We start from the raw sequence: 20909 nt of genomic DNA, 5'->3' as shown, positions 1-20909 counted from the left end.
GATGTATATAACTACCCAAAACATCCAATTGTCATGGCTAAAGGATTCGGCTATCAAAAATTACCAGATTTTACTCAACGCCAAAAAGCTTATTTCAAGCTGATTAAACAGCTACTCAACTGTCCTAGTGGCAGGGAAATGAAGATTCTCAGGAAACACGCACACTTGGTTGATGCTGGGTTTGTAGAAACTTTGGAAATGGTAGCTCAAATCCGGTTTAACCAAGGAGATATTCGTTCTGCTTACTTTTTGAGAAATTTAGCTCATTGGCTAGGTGAGGAACTGGAATTATATAGAGATGAGCCTTCAGCAACAGATAATCTTATCAGACCTCCTGCTTTTTTAGGTGAAATATTGTGGGCGATCTCACAAAATAAAAGCAATCCACAAGCCCTTGATCGTCTACTTAAAGCTAACTTAGATCAACTCAATGATGATTTTTATGAACAGTTTAATTACTGGATAAACTTTAGCCTACTCAACAACGACTCAATAACAGAACAAGTAATATTAGTAGGATTGGGTATTGTTGATTTCTGCACCTCGCTTGGGCAGTTTCGTAAAGGAAACAGGGCAATTAACTTAGAAATTAGCATTACAGGTTTAGAAGCAGTTGCCAAAATTTTTAACCGTCAAATTGTCCCAGAAACTTGGGCGCATATTCAAACTAATTTAGCACCAGCCTACCGTAATCGAATACGAGGAAATCACTCCGATAATCAAGAAAAAGCAATTGCTGCTTGTAATAATGCCCTACTCATCTATACCCGTGACGGTTTTCCCCAAGAGTGGGCAAGAGTGCAAAATAATCTTGGTCTTGTTTACACAGACAGAATTACAGGAGACAAAGCTGAAAATATCGAAAAGTCAATTGCTTGCTATGAAACTGCTTTAAAAGTTGTTAACCGCGCTCAACTTTCTGAACTTTGGGGTAGCCTTCAAAATAATTTGGGCAATGCGTACCTTTTTAGAATTCAAGGTGATAAGGCACAGAATTTAGAAAAGGCGATCGCTTGCTATCAAGTAGCACTACAAGTACGTACCCGTTCCACATCACCCTATTATTGGGCTAGTAGTCAATTTACTCTTGGCACTGCCTATACTCGAAGGATTCTAGGCAATAAACAACAGAATTTAGAAAGGGCAATTTCAGCATATATTAATGCTTTAGAAGTTTACACAATTTCTGATTATCCTGAACGATGGGCAAGAGCAAAAAGCAATCTGGGAAATGCCTATTATGAAGCCAGTCAAATTACTGAGGCACTTGACTGTCTCCGCGCTGCTTTGCAAGTGTTCACTCCTACCGATTACCCCAGAGATTGCATACAAACCGGATTAATTTTAGGTAAAACAGCCTTGGCTGCTGGCATGAAAACAGAAGCTTTTGCAGGTTATGCCGTTGCCATTGAAGCTGTTGATCAAAGCCGAATTTGGGCAGGTATTTCTCATCAACAAGAGATTCCAGAAGAGATACTTGCCTATACAAATATGGTGGTATTTTGCATTACTAATGGGCAACGAGATAAAGCCAGTGAGTATGCCGAACGTTCTGGTTATCAACACCTTTTAAATCTTTTAGATAGTAATGAAATTCAACAAATTTCCTTAAATTCGCAATTTCTTGAGCAGGTATTACAAGCAACGAGCGAAAGCAATGGTGACTCACAAGCTGTATATCAAATACTAGAAAATAACCTGAATCAATTAGACGAACAATTTGTTCATTACTTGCAAAGGCTTGAGGATGTTTGCAAAGAGATGACATCAGGGCAAGCCATTCAACTTGCTGCAACTACTTTAAGTTTTAGCAATTTAATTCGGGAGTTTCCCCAAGGCGATACAGCAATTAACTTAAGAATTGCTGCTACAGGTTATGAGGTAGCGGCTAGTGTTTTTACTAAGAAAGATTTTCCTGAACAATGGGAACAGATTGAAGATGCGAGCCGCGAACTATTTCAGATTCAGCTATTTGAAGCAGTTTTCAAGAACCTAGACAATCCTAAAGCTGTTGTATATCCATTACTGGAAGCAAATAAACACAAACTTGATGAACGCTTTGCGACTGTATTGCGTTTGAAGACAGAAGCTATGCTGTCTGAAGCACCGCCAGAATATGCACAAGACCTTGCTGCAAGCCTTGTAGGTTTGAGCCTTCTGATTAAAGAATTTCGACAGGGTAGTGAGGCGAATAATTTAGAGATTGCCATTACAGGGTATGAACTTGCCTCTAAAGTATTGACTTACGAAGATTCACCAGAAGTATGGTGTCTGTGTCAAAGTATGCTGGGCAATGCTTACCACCGTCGAATAAAGGGTGAGCAAGCAGAAAACCTGGAACAATCACTGTCTTACTTACACAATGCTTTGCAAGTGTGTAACTGTGAACAGTTTCCTGAACTCTGGGCAACAATTCAAAATAGTTTGGTCATTACTTATGGTTATAGAATTCGTGGCGATCAAGTAGAGAATGCAGAACTAGCAATTCAGGCTGGTGAAGCTGCGATGCAGGTTTTCACATACGATCAAGATCCTGAACAATGGGCGCAAATACAAAACAATCTAGGTCTTGTTTACCGCGATCGCATTCTCGGTGACAAGGCTGAGAATTTAGAAAAAGCGATCGCTTGTTATCAAAATGCTCTTTCCATTCGTACTCGTGAAGACTTCCCGGAACTTTGGGCGCAAACTCAATTCAACATTGGCTCTGCTTATCGTCAAAGACTCAGAGGTGATGCAGCAGAAAATGTGGAAATGGCGATCGCTGCTAATCAATCTGCTTTACAAGTCTACACAAAAGCAGCCTTCCCCCAAGGTTGGGCAGAAGTACACATGAATTTAGCTAATGCCTATCTTCACCGAATTCATGGGGATAGGCGCGAAAATTTAGAAAAGGCGATCGCTGCTCATCAATCAGCTTTACAAGTCTTAACCAAAGAAGAATTTCCGCGACAGTGGGCTATGGCTCATCTGAATCTAGGAAATGTCTTCTTAGAACAAGAGCAAATAGAAGAAGCGATTAGCTGTTATCGTTCAGCTTTAAAAATCTTCACTCCCACCGCTTTCCCTAATGAATGCCTAAAAGTAGGACAAACCCTGGGAAACACTGCTTTTAACATTGGTGATTGGGCTGAAGCGATTAGGGGCTATAGTGTGGCAATTGAAGCTGTAGAAACCAGTCGCACTTGGGCAAGTTTAGAATCACGCCGTCAAGAAATCTTAGCTGATTCTCTCCATGTTTATGAAAATATGGTGCAAGCTTGTATTAATAATAAACAACTGAATAAAGCTGTTGAATATGTCGAACGTTCTCGCTCAAAACGACTCGTAGATTTAATTGCCAGTAATGACCTTTATTCAGATGGTGAAATTCCTGATGAAATTCAACAGTATTTACAAGATTTTGAAGCTATACAGCGGCAAATTGATAATGAACTAAGACAGCATAATAATAGCAGTAACTTTGATGGTAGTAAACTCGGTAAAAGCCCACAGAACCGTGCTGCTATCGAAGCTCATAACAAAATAATTGCAGATTTGGAAGCTGACAAACAGCAAATTTGGGAACAAATGCGCCGTCTAGATCCTGTCCTGGCTGGTCAAATTCAAGTAAACCCTATGAATTTATCATCCATACAGCAGTTAATTGACCTACCCACCACAGCTATCCTGAGCTTTTATACTACCTCGAATGACACTCATATCTTTATCATCCGGCAGAGTCAAATTACTTTGCACACTTGCACTGGCTTAGGATTTGAGACTTTACAAGAATCTATTTTAACTCACTGGTTAGGGCAATATGTTCATCACAAAGATACTTGGAAAGAGCAATTTATTTTTTTAATAGCAGAACTAGCTGAAGTCTTAAAGTTAAATGATTTAATTGCACAACATCTGAAAAATATTGATGAATTGATTCTTATTCCTCATCTGGCATTACATCAAATTCCTTTTGCTGCTTTACCAATTGGAGAAAATCAATATTTGGGGGATAAATTTATCATTCGTTATGTTCCTAGCTGCCAAATTTTAGAATTTTGTCACAACCGCCCCACAGTAAGTAGTCTTATGAATTACGGTATTGTTGAAGATGCTACTGAAGATTTACCCTACGCTAGTTGGGAAGGAGAACAACTAGCAAATTTATATAATATTCCCAATCATCAACGTTTAAAAGGTAGTCAAGAAGCTAGTGTCAGCAACTATCGGCAACTGATACAAAAAGTCCAAGTAATTCATTCTAGTCATCACGCGCGCTCGCGGCTCGATAATCCTCTAGAATCCGCATTATTTTTAGGAGATGGCTGTATTACATTAAGTCAGTTATTAACTCCAAGTTGGCGCAATCCCCAGTTAGAAGATGTATTTCTATCTTGCTGTGAAACTGGTTTAAGTGTGACTGAAATAACTGACGATATTCTCACTTTTTCAACAGCTTTCCTTTGTGCTGGTGCTAAAAGTGTTATCAGTACACTCTGGGCAGTAAATGACTTGGCAACAGCACTCTTTTCAGTATTTTACTATCAATCCCGACATCAGGGGAATAAACGACTGCAATCAATCAGACAAGCTCAATTTGAACTGCGTACCCTTACAGGTGAAACTCTTACCACTATTTACAAACCTAAGTTAAGTTATTTTTTGACGCAGAAAGGCAAGGAAACTGACACGCTGCGTAAAAAAATTCAAAAAGAACGGGATAGCTATTCCCATAGTTCCCTATTATATGAACAATGCAATGAAGAATACAAAAAATACGACAAAATCGGAAAATTGATTTATCAAGCAAAAAAAGATTTAGAACTTTTTTGTCGAGAATCTAAACCTTTCTCTCATCCTTATTATTGGGCAGCTTTCACCTGTTCCGGGTTAAATTGATAACTGCAATCTCTGAAGTATTCAGTCTAAATTCAAAAATTATTAAAATTAATAAAAATTCTAACTTGCCGGATGATATAATCCCGTATCCTGATTAAATTCCCATCCTAACCCTGCTCTATCCTTGCCTTTGCACCATCCCACAAAAAGCGGTGGTGGCAGATTAATTCGCTGCTCGCGTATAGTTTCTACACTTACACCAAGTCTTGAAGCTAAACCTTCTTCCGTTAGCGGTTGGATTCGAGGAGTTTGCCCTTGATAATATGAATTGTTGTTGTACGATTTCTTCTGCCGTTTCGGTTGGTTGTTGAGATAATTTTGAATTTTAATAATCGCCTCAGCAAATTGTTTCATTTGGGCTGTTATCTCTTCAGTTTTTTGTTCTAAAGAGTCCAAACGTTTATCTTCATTACCAGCAATTGCATCAAGATCATCTAGAGAACCATCTAGGTATAGCTCAATAAAACGGGTGAGCGTCGCTGTTGCCGTCGTGCCTTTCGAGTTGCAACGGGCGATAAACTGCTCCCACATCTTTTGGTCACAGTTGAAAGATGCTAGCTTCTTTGTTCTCCCTGTATTGCTCATATCTAGGTAATGTCTAGGTATTATCTAGGTAAAATTATCCGCGGACAGGAACAACTGAGCGTGTTTCCATCTTGATAACTACCTTGACACTATCATGATGAGCGCATGAGTGCGATGGCCTAACCGCCCGGCGGAGGCGATGCCTTCTGGAGTGGCTTCCCCGTAGGGGTACATTTACGTTTTTTATTTTTTACCGATGTTTGCTTTTTCTACGCAGTGCGTGAGAAGTCCCAACACGCCCAACATGGTGAATGTACTTTGCAGTTGTCGCCGGGGAAGCATGGCCCAAATCTGCTTGCAAGTCAAAATCAGAAGCTCCATTTTTTTTAGCCAGCGTCGCGTGAGTGTGGCGGAGAAAGTGGGCACTGAACTTAATTCCCGCACAAGCAGAAATTTCCTCCATCATCAGTCGCAACCCGCGATCGCTTAAAGGTTTACCCCTATCCCGCCGACTGGGACTAGGAAACACCGGCCGATCATTGCTGGCATCCCCACGATAATCCAGTAACACCTCACTCGTCTCCGGATCGAGACTAATAGTTCTAGTTTTATTTCGTTTCCCCGTCACAGTTAACAACAGACAATCTCCATCCTCCCGAAACTGCCGCCAAAATAACCCCGGCGTAATTACGCGCTTACCATAATCAGAAGTTTGCCGGGCAATTTCTCCCGCCCTCACCCCACTGTAAAAGATGAGAGTAAACAGCAGCCAATGCATCTTATTAGTATTGTGTTGCAAGTCTACTTCAATCGCCGCTTTTTCCAACTTAGCAATCTCGCGTTCCGAGAGAATCCGCTCTGCGAGCTTATCATCCCACTGGATGCTTAAGTCCTTGCCCAAGTCGATAGCAAAATAACCAATAGAAGCTCTAGTACCCCACTCCCACAAACTTTTAATCGCCGCCGTGTATTTAGCCGCAGTATTTTTACTAATTCCATAAGTATTTTTCTTTCCCCGTACTGGCTTTTCATCCTTGAGCCAAGCCAGATAAGCGTGTAGATGGAATAACGTTACCATCCTTAAATCAGATATCCCAAACCGCGACTGCATATAATCGACAAGCTCATAACCAATTTGCCGATATGCCCGTCGCGTTTGGTCGCTTTTGATAGTGACAGAATGTACCCATAGCTCAATTAGCTGTTGTGTCGAATTAATTTTCTGGCGGTTGGGAAAATAATAATCCACAAGCGCGACACGAGCTTCATCAAGCGGTAGAGTCACCACCTCCACAGCAAGTGATTCCACGCTTTTGACGGGTAAATTTTCCATAATAAAATTCCCCAACCCCCACTGATAATTATGATGCCGAGAACTGTAATTCCCGGTATCTTTATGATAGTTGTTTCCCAAGCACCACAAAATTACTCATTGAAAATAATCTATATCGTATATCCGCGGATATCCCATATGCGATGATGGTAGTGAGAAGAGTAGGGGAAGTAGAGGTAGATGGGGAGGTGGGGGGAGTAAGTAAATATTAGAACTTGAAGCAAATGGTTAAAGAACTGGTTAGAAATCACTTCTCCACAACAAAAGCGCGAGGAACTGGTGGAATATCCGCAGATAAATATAAAACTTCTGTCTGAAGAAGACCGGGAGTTGGTGAAGCAGGCCAAGCAGCGTGCTGAGGAGTTGCGCTTAACTTTTAAGGAGTTTGTGCTGGATTGTATTAGAAATGCACTCTTTGAAGAGAGTGCGGATGGTGTAAGTGCAACTGCTGCTGAAATTGAAGCTTTGAAAGCTCAAATCGCCGCCCTGGAAGAGAAGGTGAATATTCCTTCTGCGACCAAATCGGAAGTACATACCCTCCAAGAGCGGTTAAATCAATTGCGGGTGGGGATTTCAAATGAAATTAAGAAAGATAGGGAGCAACTTGCTTCTTTAACGCTGGCGATATCCCGACTTGAAAGCCAAATTGAACAGCTAATACCTTCCTTAAATCTTCAAGTGGATGGCGAAGGTAATGCCGACAGTGATAGCGACTGGCTTTTTGGGGAAGGCTCAGGTAGTTTGGGTGGAGAAGATGTTGAGGGTTTTTGAATGTGCCCTCCATCAGTTGGGCAACTCACTGGAGTTAACCGTGCATCAATACAGGTTAATAGAGTAATATTCTGTGGGATATTTGCTGTACCCATTGAAATTGTCCCAGCCAAACCAAGAGAAGAAATGTTCCTCAGTACTAGTGTCGTTAACTGTAGTGTCAAAAGCATTTAAGTCACTCACAGCACCACACGTCCGATTCTCTTGGGACGGGATTAAAAAGATATAGCCCTTCTTCAGCTATTCGACAAGATAGCTTTGAAATTTTTGCAGTTTTTTGGCAACACAACAAAAAAGTTGTGCTAAATTAAAAACACAACAAAAAAGTTGTGACATGATACCAACGTTTAACTCTGATGGAAACTTGCCTCCAGGAGTGCATTGGACTAAATGGCAAGAATTCGTGGAACGATTTGGCACGACACCACGCCGACAGCAACTTCTCAAGGGACTGAAGTCTGCCATAGATTCACTGTCAAAGGCAGGTTGCCCAGTGATTTATATTGATGGCAGTTTCGTAACGGAGAAGGAAAATCCTAATGATTATGACGGCTGCTGGGATGTTACAGGTGTTGATCCCTACCTACTTGACCCCATTTTGCTTAACTTCGACAATGGTCGAGCTGCCCAAAAAATTAAGTACCAAGGAGAACTCTTCCCAGCGCAAACATCAGAAAGTATTACTGGAAAAACATTTTTAGAGTTTTTTCAGGTTGATAAGAACACTGGCAACCCCAAAGGCATTGTTGCCATAGATTTGCGGAGGGCATGGCTATGATCAAGAACGAGCGGCAGTACCGCATAACAAAGGCCCAAATAGATAAGTTCTCGCGTGCATTAGAAGAACTTGCTAAACAATCACAATCTAACCAAAAGGTGCATCCAATACTGCAAAAGGCTCAAGTGGATGCGTTACAGAGCCAGCTTACCGATCTGCGTAAACAATTAGAGGAATACGAGGCATTAAAGTCAGGTCAGCGAGCAGTACTTGAGATTGAATCATTAGAGGAAATACCACGCGCCCTGATCAAAGCACGCATTGCGGCTGGACTAAGCCAAAAAGATTTGGCTGAACGACTTGGACTCAAAGAGCAGCAGATACAACGTTATGAAGATACCGAATATTCCTCTGCAAGCTTCGGGCGATTAGTCGAGGTAAGTCAGGCGCTTGGAATTAAGGTGCGAGAAGATGTTTTCTTGCGTAGTGTCCAAGGTTCACTAACTACGCTGTTTCAGCGTCTAAATCAAGTTGGAATTGACCGCAATCTTGTGCTGAGACGATTGCTTCCTCAATTAACAGCGGCGAATATACAAACAGAAAAGTTAACTGAAGAAGAAGAAAGTAGCTTAATCTTCCGTATTGCCACACTTTTACAGCGAGTTTTCAAATTGACACCAACTGAAATTTTTAGCTCCAGTCCATTGCAGCTAAACACAGCAGCATTGGGAACGGTTCGTTTTAAAGTTTCTGCACGGACAGATGAACGCCGTCTAAGCGCATATACAGTTTATGCCCATTTTCTGGCTCTCCTCTTACTGGAAGCGACATCAGATTTGCCCAAGAAGCGAATTCCTACAGATGCTAATGAAGTTCGAGAAGCAATTATTTCAACTTATGGAAGCCTAACATTTAAAAATGCGTTGCAGTACCTTTGGAGTCTAGGTGTACCAGTGTTACCCCTGAAAGACCCTAGTGCGTTTCACGGAGCTTTTTGGCGTGTGGGAGGACGCAACGTGATTGTTCTTAAACAACAAACGTCATCTGCTGCACGTTGGCTTTTTGACCTCCTTCATGAACTTTTTCATGCTGCACGGGAACCTGATTTAGATGAACGTACTGTTGTCGAAGCTGAAGAGACGGCTATTGAGCGACGGGAATCTCAAGAAGAGATGGAAGTAAATCTAGAGGCTGGGAATGTTGTGCTAAGTGGCCGTGCTGAGGAACTGGCTCAGATGTGTGTAGAAGCAGCAAACGGTAGCGTTGAGCGATTAAAGAAAGTTGTCCCTCAAATTGCTAACAGAGAGAACGTTCCATCTGATTCACTTGCCAACTATATGGCATTTCGTTTGTCACTTCAGGGTATTAACTGGTGGGGAGCAGCAACAAATCTCCAATCTCTAGATCAAAATCCTTGGCAGATTGCGCGTGACTTCCTTCTTGAACAAACTAATTTCGGACGACTAAATGAAGTGGATCAAAACTTACTTTTGCAAGCACTGTCTGATATAGATAATTGAGTCTAAGCGTTTTATGACACAAAACCAAACAATAACCCTCAAGCCACTCAAAATTTCTTGCACTAGCAGCGACTGTGATAACGGATTGCACTGTTTCAAAAACAGTCAGAAAAAGAAAGTAGCTGACCAAATTGGTCAATGCCATTCATGCGGTGCAGACCTGGTTGATTGGAGCCGAGTCCAAAAACGCGATTTGAGTGATGTAAATTACACTTTTGCGGCTCTCAAGCGTGAACTAATTCGCCACTATTTTTGGCACGTTGAAATTAGCCAAAAAGCTATTAATCATGCCCGCCGCAAAGGAAAAAGCGGGATGCGGGATGCAGTCGAGAAGCGGATTCGCAAATCAGTAGGTTCAGCAGAACCCGCTTATGATGGTCGCCAAACACCGGGAGCCGATTCAGATAAAGCCAATGCCATTCACTATGCCCAACACGCTACAGCTTGTTGCTGCCGTAAATGCATAGAGTATTGGCATAACATTCCTCTCGGTCGGGAGTTAACTGAGGAGGAAATAGGATATTTCTCAGATTTGGTGATGCTTTACATTAACGAGCGATTACCGTTTCTCACAGAAAATGGGGAGGAAGTACCACGACTAAAACCTCTGCGCTGTGAAGAAAGTTCGTCTACAGAAGACGAAGGGGGGTAAAAGTATCAGTGGCAATCAACACAGAAGCTTTGTCAGCTCGTTATCGATCTGCGTCAGTTGATTTAGAAGGTAAGCGCCTCCTAATCACAAACTTTCTTAACACGGAGCAAGAAAAGGATTTAAGCGAACCTCCTAACTGTGGTGGGATCGGACGCATCCGACATTTCCGACGTTCCGCCAGCACAAATTGGCCTTCTAATCCTTTGCCCATTGACCCGGCTTGCAAGGCGCTTAGTCTGCCATCAACTGATACGATTCGAGCGCAGGTTTTTCAATACGCGGCGTGCAACTGGCGCTGTTGGTACTGTTATGTCCCCTTTGACTTGCTTAAAGCCAATCCTGATTACTCGGACTGGTTGAGTCCCGCTAGCTTAATTAACCATTATCTCGACCAGCCTGACCCTCCACCCATCATAGATTTGACTGGTGGACAGCCTGATCTCGTCCCCGAATGGGTGCCTTGGATGATGGCTGAGATTAAAAGCCGTGGGCTTGAAGGCCAAATCTACCTTTGGTCTGATGACAATCTCAGCAACGATTATTTCTGGAAATATCTTTCTGATGCAGACATTGAACTCATCGCCACATACCCCAACTACGGTCGCGTTTGTTGTTTCAAGGGTTTTAACGCCGAGTCATTTGCGTTTAACACCAGTGCAGAGTCTGCGTTGTTCGACCAGCAATTTCATCTAATGAAACGGCTGTTGACACTGGGTATCGACTTATATGCTTACGCCACATTCACAGCGCCGTCGGCAGTTGGGGTAGCAGAAGATATGCGTCGCTTTGTCGATCATCTGCAAATGCTTGATGAGAATCTCCCTTTGCGGACAGTGCCGCTACAGATTCAAAAGTTTACTCCAGTTCAGCAACGTTTGAATCACGACACCTATGGAGCATTGCAGAATCAGCAAATTGCCATTGAGGCTTGGATTCAAGAATTAGAGTCCAGGTATTCCAGCGATCAAAGAGCTTGCAACATTGCCAATATACCGCTTTATGAGGGCAGATATAGATGACAATAACTAAAACTGAAATACAGATATTTGAAGATGCTGTTGATAGTTGGGTGCTTGAGGCGATAGCCTGTGGAGTACGTTCATTTGACCAATTAGTTGTATCACTGCCAGGAGTATATCCCTCTGTTGCCCTCAAATCTGTCCAACGTCTTGTGTATGCCAAAAAAATTTCTAGCGAGATTTTAGCAAACGTATTAAAACCAGCAAAACAAAAACTGCAACTGCCAAATTACTCATACCACCAAATTCCTTTACCAATTCCCCATCCCCTTGATTATGATTGGCGGTTTAGCGATGCATCTGCTAGGCGCTTATTGAATGAGTGTGCAAAAGTAACCAATCTTGATGATACTATTGTACTACTAGGGACACCCAGTTTGCTGCGGATGGGAATTGAAGAATCTTACTCACGCCGTCTGGTACTGCTTGAAGCAAATCACACAGTAACACATAGTCTTGCTCAAGTAGTACCGCAAACCCAGGTAATCCAGTGCGATGTGATGAGAGAGCAACTACCGAGCCTTACAGCTGCGGCTGTTGTTCTCGATCCACCTTGGTATCCGGAGCATATACAATCATTTCTCTGGACTGCTAGCCAACTATGCCAAATTGGTGGCCATATATTACTGAGTATGCCTCCTATCGGAACTCGTCCCGGCATTCAAGAGGAATGGGTACAAATTTTGGACTGGACGCAGCAGATAGGTCTTACTTTAGTAAAGTTAGAGCAATCTGCTTTGTCCTATGTAACACCGCCCTTTGAACTTAACGTACTTAGAGCAGAAGGGTTAAATGTAGTTTCCAGGGAATGGCGACGTGGGAATTTAGCTGTGTTCTTACGCAGCCATCAAGCTGAAATCCCGCGACCAACAATTTCTTCGCTAGACGATGGATGGACTGAGGAAGTACTACTGGGTGTAAGAATACGTGTTCGGCAGCCAAATATACTTGAATTTACCGATCCATCCCTGATATCGATTATTCCAGGAGATGTGCTTCAATCAGTGAGTCGAAGAGATTCGCGACGCCAGTTGGCTGATGTTTGGACTTCTGGAAATCGAATCTTCGCTTGTCAGGGGCGCGGGGTGCTGTTGCAGATTCTACGGGCAATGGAGATTGGGCGATCGCCTTATGAAGCGGTAGCTGTATCTGTACAACGTCCGTTAAATCTTAATGAAACTGAGCTAATATCCCACGCTGCCAATCAAATAGTAAATATTGTTAGTACAGAACAAAAGGAGATTTTACTCTTTGGCGAACAGCGGAACAATACACAACTCTCTCTCGCCGCTGGTTGATGAACTATTGTCAGCTGTGCGAGGTGATATTTTTTGGGAGAGTTACTTGAAGCCATTGCAATTGCTTGAATCACCGACCTTTAGACTTCACTTGGCTATTTTGGTAGAGCCGTATCTCCAATTTATTCTTGATGGAAAAAAAACGGTAGAGTCAAGGTTTTCTACACGCAAATTTGCTCCATACAACCGCGTGGAGAAAGGTGATGTTGTGTTATTAAAACAATCAAGCGGGCCAATTGTAGGCATATGCCAAGTTTCTTATGTTTGGTTTTATCAGCTAGAGCCTGAATCTTGGCAAACTATTAAAGAGGGTTTTGCAACTGCTATATGTGCCCAAGACCCTGATTTTTGGAAACAACGTGAAGCAGCATCATTTGCTACTTTAATGCGAATTCAAAACGTTAAATCCATAGAACCCATCAAATTTGTTAAACGCGATCGCCGAGGTTGGGTGGTCTTGCATGAAACTTCCAGTCAACTACAACTTGATTTAGGAATTCCATGAAATCATTTATTCTTGGCTTCGCTGGCCGTATTGCTAGCGGCAAGTCAACACTTTCAATCGAGGTAGCTTCATCTCTGGGCTGGCAACGTGTCAGTTTTGGGGACTACGTTCGGACTGTAGCACAGCGCCAAGGTCTAAGAGAATCACGAGAAGTATTACAGACTGTTGGTGCAACTCTTGTTAACCAAGGGATGGAACATTTCTGTAAAGCAGTTTTAGCACAAGCGGACTGGGAACCAGGACAACCATTAGTGGTAGATGGCATCCGTCACGCTGAAATACTCTCGACACTGCGTCGGCTCGTTGCACCCTCGGAGTTGCTTCTTGTTTTTCTAGCGGTTAACAACTCAACGCGCGAAGCTCGGTTAATTGAGAGAGGGTTAACCCACCGAGAACAATGGCAGCAGTTTGAGGCGCATTCAACAGAAGCACAAGTGCAAACAGTGTTGCGAACAATCGCTGACTTTACTGTGGATGGTACCCAAAAAATAGAAGAACTTGTTAAAGAGATTGTGATGTGGGTTCAACAACTGAGGGAGGAGAGTACTATTTTTGACGCTGATTTTAATCAGCGTTGACGTTACATTTCCAATTTAAAAATATAGAGTTTTGCGTCTATCGCGTAAAGTGATAACGCAGCAAGCAAATGCATCTCTTGATTGAAATACTTATTGGACAGGGATTTGGCTCATAGATGAGTTTCAGTTATTAAACATTGAAAGTATTGCCCTGCAAAACTTCCAGAATTGAGATGCGTTTGCTCTGCACGAATCGCCACTACCAATTGGGCAAGGACAGCCCGCACTATCTCGACCATTTGTAGGAGAAATTAGGGTGAATATTATTTCTGAAGGTGACAATCATTTAGCTCTCTTAGATTACAGCAGTTTACTCAACAAAATCTTGGAAGTGCTGCCCAGTCAAAACCCATTCCAGTTCTCCCCAGATGACAGTCGATTGCGGATTAATATTGACAAAATCGCCGATCTGGTTGCTAATTCACAAGTGGAAAGCCCTTTGGCATCTGCTAGCGGGATTCGTTGTGCAACTATCAACCTTAGCGATCGCACAAGTAAAAATTTCCCAGAGCAAATCAGGCTAATCCGCGATCGTTTGCAAAACCTCTTGATTGCCGCATTACCACCAAACAAAACAGTAGAATCAGCGATTTCGCAATTACTGACAGATTTACAGTCTTTTCAAGGTACAAAGCCATCTCTGGGATTTACTTATCCTTTCGGAGAGTATACAGGTTTGCAAAAACAGCGGCTCAGTCTTCAGCGCCACCGTTCAGGCAGTGATTCTCTCTTGAAACTTCATAAACTAATCATCACAGTTAAAGATGTCAAGGGATTTGATTCTCAACTTTCTTCCAGTCTTGATAATTATATCCAACAAGAATTTAGCGAAGAAACTGAGAGTGATTTAGAGGAATTAAGCGACACACTAGAAGAACTGATTAAAAATCAAAAATCTGACTTTTACAAGCTCAAACGAGTCATGTATACCGAAGCTATTGGTATGCTCAAACGAGAGGCGAAAATCAGGTATTTAGAGTTTATTTTGGAGAATGTTAACGATAGGGTAGATGGCAAAATATATCTTCAAGATTTGATTCGACGGCTACGATTACTAGAAGAATATATCAATGATATCAACCGAGGGTATGGTCATTACCAAGTAAACTATGCCGGAAAGTCAGTCAACTACAGAGACTTATTTTCTCGTGCCGAAGCTTTAGATATTCTTCCCATTATTCCCTTAATCGAAGGGTATTTAGGAGAAACAAAAGATGATACTAAAGGAGAGCAGCAGTTTATTTTTGGTTTCAAACTAAAATTTGGCGGTACAGTTCAAGCTTACGGAGACAAGCCACTTTCTGTACTAGATTATTACCTCAACCTAATCGACCCAGAAAGTCAGGAACATAAGGCGGGATTAGGGGACTCTTTTAAAAGTGATTATTTCAAAGAAAAAGTATTAAAAATAATATTTTTATACTATTTTATATTTGCTTCTAGGAGTAATCCTTTAGCAGATAACTACCAAGAAAATTCAGAGCTAAATTATGAACCTGTTTCTGTCTTTGAGCAACAGGTATTACCTGTACTCAAAGGTTCTGACGAAGAAGCTAAAAAGAAAATATTTGCCAAAATTAAGGAAGGAATTGAAAAATTTAACGTCAAAATAAAAATTGAAAAACTCAGGCAGTTACTTAAGGATTTGCTCAAAGATAAGCCTATTCTAAAAAGACGAGAGTATCCGCTTTATCTCGGCGTTAAAAGAGGCATTTTAGAGCGCGATTTAGACCGCATTTTAACTGATGTTACATTTTTCAAGCCTGTCTTTGGTGAGAAGTCACGAGAAGCTCTAAAGTATATTGCCATCAGGGAGCCTCATGTTGATAGCAGCTACCTTTGCAATCTTTCTGTCAGTATTGCAGTAGAAGATATTCGCTATTTCCCCACTGATGACCGCCAAATATTTAGCATGGCGTATGATATCACAAATATTAAAGCACTACCAATTCTTTTGGTTCCTTTTACTGAAGAAACCTGTCAGAAAATCTACAATAATTCTTTCAAAGATCAAAAACCAATTTTATTCATCTACAATCATAAAAAGTTACGAGAGCAAATTTTCAACAATCCTGACTCCCCCAAAGCGTTTATTTACCGATTTACTTTTTCTCTGCTTATTTATATCTGCCTGAAAGTACTGCTTGAACCTGTCAAAGATAAACTGTTTATTCCCATTGTGCGGTTACAACTGAATACTAAGCAGAACTCCACACCAGAAGAAGAATTTATGCGCTCGCTCTCTAAAACTTTATCCCACTTATTGAGCGAAGAACATCAATCCAGTACTCAAGGATTCTGTGTCAAAAACCTGAATCCTTACAAAATTGAAAATGGTCTAAGTTCTCTTTACTCTGTACTGCCCAAAAAATTTAAATTCAACGCTTCTTCTTACAACACCCAGCTAGACAAACTAGCAATTATTATAGTCTCCAGCCGTGAGAGTGATGCCAGTTGGCGAGGTGGAGAACGAATATCAAACTTGTTAGGAGAAGTTGTAGGAGTAGAGCGTCTACAGGATGGCACAGTTCGCTTAGAAAGGCTCAACACCTTCGCAGCAAACTATGAACATCAGCAGATGTTTCAAAGACCTACTATTGTCATTGATGAAGTGGACAAATTGTACCGCCAGGGCTATCGGCACTTTATGTATATTGCCAAGTCTCCATATTCTAGCACTCTCAATATGACTCAGAGTGATGAAGATGAATCACTATTTTTCATGTCTACACCTGTACTCAAGGCTTTAAAGGGAGATAGAGACGACATCAAAATATATCCAGTATTTTTTGATAAATATTATGTGGTAAATCTAGGGCAGACTGTTAGTTCTCTGTACATACAAGACACGCTTGAACTAACAGGCTTAGTTGAAGATCCCAGCAAGAAAGCTGTTGTCTTTTTCAATCTCTTCAATGGAATTAAAGTCGGTCAAGATGACGAGCGTTACTACAACGGGGTAATTTCCTACGCCACCTTGCTAAATGTCTATGATGACATTCTAGATGATGAAGATATCCGTAGGGGACTAATTTATGACCGCGAAAACAATCCTATCAAAAATGATATCTTGCAATATCTAACCTTATTCCACTTTTCGCGTTACGAAGCTGTTCCCAGAAAGAATCGGAACATTAGCTTTAAACTTGACCCTTACGAAAACATCATTGGAGATGATGCCGTTGGTAAATTATCAGTTTTCAAGCATACCACTAGGAGTGTAAGCTTTAACTCTTTGGCGTTTTTAACTGAAGTTAGACGTGCCTTGAATGTAGAAGGAGAGGAGCGGAAATGATTGCGGAAGATTTAGGAAGATTATTTGAAATCGGCTTCAATGTTGGCATCCTTGCTTATATTCAGCAAAACCAATTGAATCACCGATTCGGAGATTTATATCAATGTGACTTACAAGCATTGCGGTTTCCACAACTGCATCGACGTATAGTTGACCGCGCTAATGTAATTAATGATAGTGATAGTAAAATCATTGCTAAGTGGAGTATATTTTTTCTCCAAAAGGGGTTTTTATCCGGCTTAAATTTCTTTAGGGAGTACCTGGAATCAACAGGTTGGAAACAGCGAAAGCTGGAAATTTTATACTACCAGTGTAACTTTTGTGATGACAACAGCCTTGGTACTCTTGTTAAGGGTGAGGAACAAGTCTTTAGAGATATCTTGTCACAATTAGGAAATATCAAGGTTGATATCGGTCGCTATAAGCAGCAAGGAGAGTTTCTTAGGGCTGATACTTTAATGCTGCTGCACAACGGCAAACAGTTTCGTATCCTCTCAGTGGATTTATCAGTGTTCTCGATTAAGTCAGCTGAAGATATTAAAGATTTAGATAATGTAGAAGTTATACGGCAATTACTGCTAAGTGAAATTAGTTATTTACGCTCAAAAAGTGTTTTCTCTGGACTTAGTATTGATACGGGAACAGACACCACAAAACTTGGATTAAGCTTTTCTGAAGGGATTGCTCGCTATTTTACAGCTTTCAAGCGCAAGGACAAAGAGAGTGTCAAATTAATCCAAGCAGCCAGTTATGCTCATAGCTTCTATGAGTTTTTACGACAGCACTCTCTTCTCCAAGAAGCTGATCCCGTGATGTTTAGCATTATGGGTTACACTGACCGAGGTGTTAGTGCGATGTCAGTAAATCGAGAAAATTTAGATATCTTAAATACCTGCCACCGCATTTATAAGCAGCAACAAAGTGGTCAAGCGATCGCCGAAGCTCGTCAACAAGTTCTCAGAATTATCAAAAGGAAAGCAGCTGAGAGTTTTGTTAATGGCAAGACATTTATAAACTCTCTTTTAGCAGTACCACCTGATACAACTACTTTGGTTACTCACCAGGAGCGAGTAACAGGGTTTTTCAACTCAAGCGGGGAAGTGCCACCTCAATTAATGGCTCAACTCGGACTGAGTGGTAGTCTAGACCTACGTTCGGCTCACACCGCACTAATTAAAACTGCCCTGACTAATGACAATCCTTATCTTTTCTTAACTGGCAATCCTGGCATTGGTAAAACCACAACCATTGTAGAATTTCTCAAACAGCATCTCGACGATGGCTTTTTGTTCTTCTATGTCAGTCCCAGAAAAAACGTTAACAAGGACGTAATTGAGAAGTTCAAGAGTCAACCGGGAGAATCATTGGGCGGGAGCATTGCAGCACCATTGGAGAATCACGGACTGTTTTGCATCAATACCAATGCAGACATTATTCAAGCTAATGGTGGACACTGTACTGTGCAGTATTTCTCTGATTTACGAGAAGGGGACTTTACAGAACAAGCTGTTCATTTTATCGATGGTCAAGCTCTTATTGAGCGGCGTCCCTCAGCTTCTCAAAGACTCCAGCGCAAAATGGAGGATTTAATTCAGGATGCTGGTGAGCAAACTAAAGGAGTTTTAGATAGCATTTGTGAAGCTATTTACACAATTATAGACCGTCAACTTTCCAATAATATAGTGGCAACAATTTCGCTGCAATCTTTGAAAAAAACGGGTAACGGTCAAGACACTCTCCGCCATTTTGAGAAGATATTTAAGAACGCCTATAACCAAAGTGAAGGTTCAGTCATTCCTGACCAAATGAAGAAAATCTCTCAACGCATTAAACATATATTTATCATGGTTGATGAGATTACAGGAGACCATAGCGGTGTAGAATTCTTAAACCGCATCAGTTCTATCCTTCGCCAATATGATCTGACTAATTCCCAATATGGCTTTAATACCAAAATTATTATAGCTGATGCTTCTATTGTTGACCCAGATGTCATTCAACAACATCTTTCTACTACAGTTTCAGAACCAGACAAAATATTTTATCGGCGAGCTTCAGATAACGACTCCCCCCTTTCAGTACAAATTTTCAAGTTTAAAGGTTTAGGCGCAACTGTCATCAATTCTAACTCTTACCCTGCTCGTAGTTTAAACATTACTTACAAAGTATTTATAGACTCTTTAAAATTTAGCAATTCAGCTTTTTTAGAGAAGAAATATAGCTTAGTTAACCGTGTACAAGCAGAGATAGCTGAAGATATTAATTCTTTCTTGGATAACCCAGAAGCTGGACAGGTAATTGTATATATCCAGGATAAGCAGAGATTAAAAGAACTGACTGAATATCTAAAAAAACATCGACGTACTTTTCAGTTATTTACGGATTACTTAGAAATTCACGCTAATATTTCAGAGCAGGAAAAGGAAGAAATCCAAAAATGTAATACTGAGGTAAAAGTGGTCTTTATGACCGCCTCAGCTAGTCGAGGGTTATCATTTCCTAAAGCTAAACATATTCTGGTTGATATCCCTCGCTTTGCCATTGAGCAAAACTTAATGGAAATTATTCAGGTAATTTACCGGGGTCGCGGTAACTACCTTGAAGATGGAATTACCAAAACCTTAGATAATGAGGAGAAAGATTTAATTCTTTACTTATCAGAGCGGGCTGTATATTACGCTGATGACCCGGAGCTTTCTTTACAAGAAAGTGTGCTGAGTCTTGTGAATATTCTATTAATTTTCAAGACATCTGTCATGACAAGAATTTCTGGGTCTGGGCAGATAGGTAAAGACCATTTTATGATGATTCCTATTGGGGGAAAGTCGGTATTTGCAGCAGGTGAAACATTTACGGGTAAGATATCCGGTTTAATCAAAGAACTGAAGAAAGAGCATATTCGTCGTGGCAGTGACAAGCTCTTGAAAGAGGTTTATACGAGTCTAGAGCAACTGTTAGGTCGTGTAAAGATTATCTTGAGTGATTTAGACAATTCCCCGCCGACACAAACCCTTTCTTATCTGTCAATGCGAGAGTCCTTTGCAGACCAGTTTGTGAAGTTGGTAAGTAGTGGTTTGGATCAGCTATTAAGCTTTGGCCCTGTAGAAGCCAGCCACATTAGTGGCAGTATGCTAGTAGTTTCTTTAGCTAATAAAGCACTTCAAGAAAACTATGAAATGCGTCTAGAGCGAGAACTCAAACCTTATGCCAATAATGAACTTTTAAAAAAGTTATATTCTATTAATTCTAATCAAGCCTATCCAGAAAATTTGCGTTCAGCAAGTTTTGGAGCAATTGAGCTAGTTAATTTACTTGGAAAACAAATGAGGCGGACACAGTGGTTTGAGCAAAATAGTCAGCGTTTTGACCAGTATTATGCAATTCCACTATTTATATTTACCAGCAATGAAGTGATTAAAGACTATTTTTCCAAGGGTGTAGAAGAGCCAGATGGAGAATCATTCCGAGATATTTTAGCTGAATATATCCGTTGTATGTTTCCTGTAGACAACATTTTGCCCATTAGCTCTCAGTACGGAGAATTTCCATTTGTTGTTTTTAGAAGCTATAGTTTAGGCGAAATTAGGGGTAAGTTATTCACAGACAAGCAGCTTTTAACTTCCCGTGAATTGAATATATTAAATTTGATTCTTGCTCAAGAAGACTAAGCAACTTCTGTGATGCGGTTTCTTACTTAAAACTCGAAAGCCTGATACAGTTCGGGATTGGGAAGATAAAACTTTGCACCACTGTTACCCAGCATTGGCTCAAAGTGATTCTTTAGGGTTAGGTTAAAAAAGCCCGTTTTGATAGT

Annotated in this window: 13 protein-coding genes; 11 read left to right on the top strand and 2 right to left on the bottom strand. The window is 41.0% G+C overall.

Annotated features, from left to right (window positions below; genetic code table 11):
- The first annotated feature begins 33 nt into the window (after positions 1-33).
- Positions 34-4881, top strand: a complete 4848-nt coding sequence (locus tag AACU25_RS35530) for a CHAT domain-containing protein (protein WP_096585081.1) — start codon at positions 34-36, stop codon at positions 4879-4881.
- 60 nt (positions 4882-4941) lie between these two features.
- Here AACU25_RS35530 and AACU25_RS35525 read toward each other — a convergent pair whose 3' ends face one another.
- The gene (locus AACU25_RS35525) at positions 4942-5412 is read right to left on the bottom strand and encodes a hypothetical protein (RefSeq protein WP_096585079.1); all 471 of its coding nucleotides are present in this window, start codon (positions 5410-5412) and stop codon (positions 4942-4944) included.
- Positions 5413-5656: 244 nt separating this feature from the next.
- On the bottom strand, positions 5657-6739 hold the full coding sequence (locus tag AACU25_RS35520; protein ID WP_096585075.1) for a tyrosine-type recombinase/integrase: 1083 nt from the start codon (positions 6737-6739) through the stop codon (positions 5657-5659).
- Positions 6740-7018: 279 nt separating this feature from the next.
- On the opposite strand from AACU25_RS35520, the gene AACU25_RS35515 reads away from it, so the two are divergent.
- From AACU25_RS35515 to AACU25_RS35470, 10 genes are all read left to right on the top strand, one after another.
- The gene (locus tag AACU25_RS35515; protein WP_096585072.1) at positions 7019-7510 is read left to right on the top strand and encodes a hypothetical protein; all 492 of its coding nucleotides are present in this window, start codon (positions 7019-7021) and stop codon (positions 7508-7510) included.
- 334 nt (positions 7511-7844) lie between these two features.
- Positions 7845-8288: a DUF6932 family protein gene (locus AACU25_RS35510; protein WP_096585445.1), complete on the top strand. Its 444-nt coding sequence runs from the start codon at positions 7845-7847 to the stop codon at positions 8286-8288.
- Complete coding sequence (locus AACU25_RS35505; RefSeq protein ID WP_096585069.1) at positions 8285-9748, top strand: helix-turn-helix domain-containing protein; 1464 nt, start codon at positions 8285-8287, stop codon at positions 9746-9748. Before AACU25_RS35510 ends, AACU25_RS35505 begins: the two co-directional genes overlap by 4 nt.
- 13 nt (positions 9749-9761) lie before the next feature.
- Positions 9762-10400 carry a DUF4186 family protein gene (locus tag AACU25_RS35500; RefSeq protein ID WP_096585066.1) on the top strand — a complete coding sequence of 213 codons (639 nt, stop codon included), beginning with the start codon at positions 9762-9764 and terminating at the stop codon, positions 10398-10400.
- A gap of 8 nt (positions 10401-10408) precedes the next feature.
- Positions 10409-11419: a radical SAM family protein gene (locus AACU25_RS35495; RefSeq protein ID WP_096585063.1), complete on the top strand. Its 1011-nt coding sequence runs from the start codon at positions 10409-10411 to the stop codon at positions 11417-11419.
- Positions 11416-12717 (top strand): hypothetical protein, encoded by a 1302-nt coding sequence (locus AACU25_RS35490; RefSeq protein ID WP_096585060.1) that lies wholly within the window; start codon positions 11416-11418, stop codon positions 12715-12717. The genes AACU25_RS35495 and AACU25_RS35490 overlap by 4 nt, the downstream gene beginning before the upstream one ends.
- A 61-nt stretch (positions 12718-12778) precedes the next feature.
- Positions 12779-13222 (top strand): ASCH domain-containing protein, encoded by a 444-nt coding sequence (locus tag AACU25_RS35485; protein WP_190445656.1) that lies wholly within the window; start codon positions 12779-12781, stop codon positions 13220-13222.
- The gene (locus AACU25_RS35480) at positions 13219-13800 is read left to right on the top strand and encodes an AAA family ATPase (RefSeq protein WP_096585054.1); all 582 of its coding nucleotides are present in this window, start codon (positions 13219-13221) and stop codon (positions 13798-13800) included. Before AACU25_RS35485 ends, AACU25_RS35480 begins: the two co-directional genes overlap by 4 nt.
- 256 nt (positions 13801-14056) lie before the next feature.
- Positions 14057-17095 (top strand): hypothetical protein, encoded by a 3039-nt coding sequence (locus AACU25_RS35475; RefSeq protein WP_096585051.1) that lies wholly within the window; start codon positions 14057-14059, stop codon positions 17093-17095.
- The gene (locus tag AACU25_RS35470) at positions 17092-20763 is read left to right on the top strand and encodes an ATP-binding protein (RefSeq protein WP_096585048.1); all 3672 of its coding nucleotides are present in this window, start codon (positions 17092-17094) and stop codon (positions 20761-20763) included. Before AACU25_RS35475 ends, AACU25_RS35470 begins: the two co-directional genes overlap by 4 nt.
- Positions 20764-20909: the final 146 nt, after the last annotated feature.

The sequence above is a fragment of the Tolypothrix tenuis PCC 7101 genome (assembly GCF_963874875.1).
GTDB lineage: Bacteria > Cyanobacteriota > Cyanobacteriia > Cyanobacteriales > Nostocaceae > Aulosira > Aulosira tenue.
The sequence above is the reverse complement of the archived record's forward strand: the minus strand, read 5'-3'. Positions and strand labels throughout refer to the sequence as shown.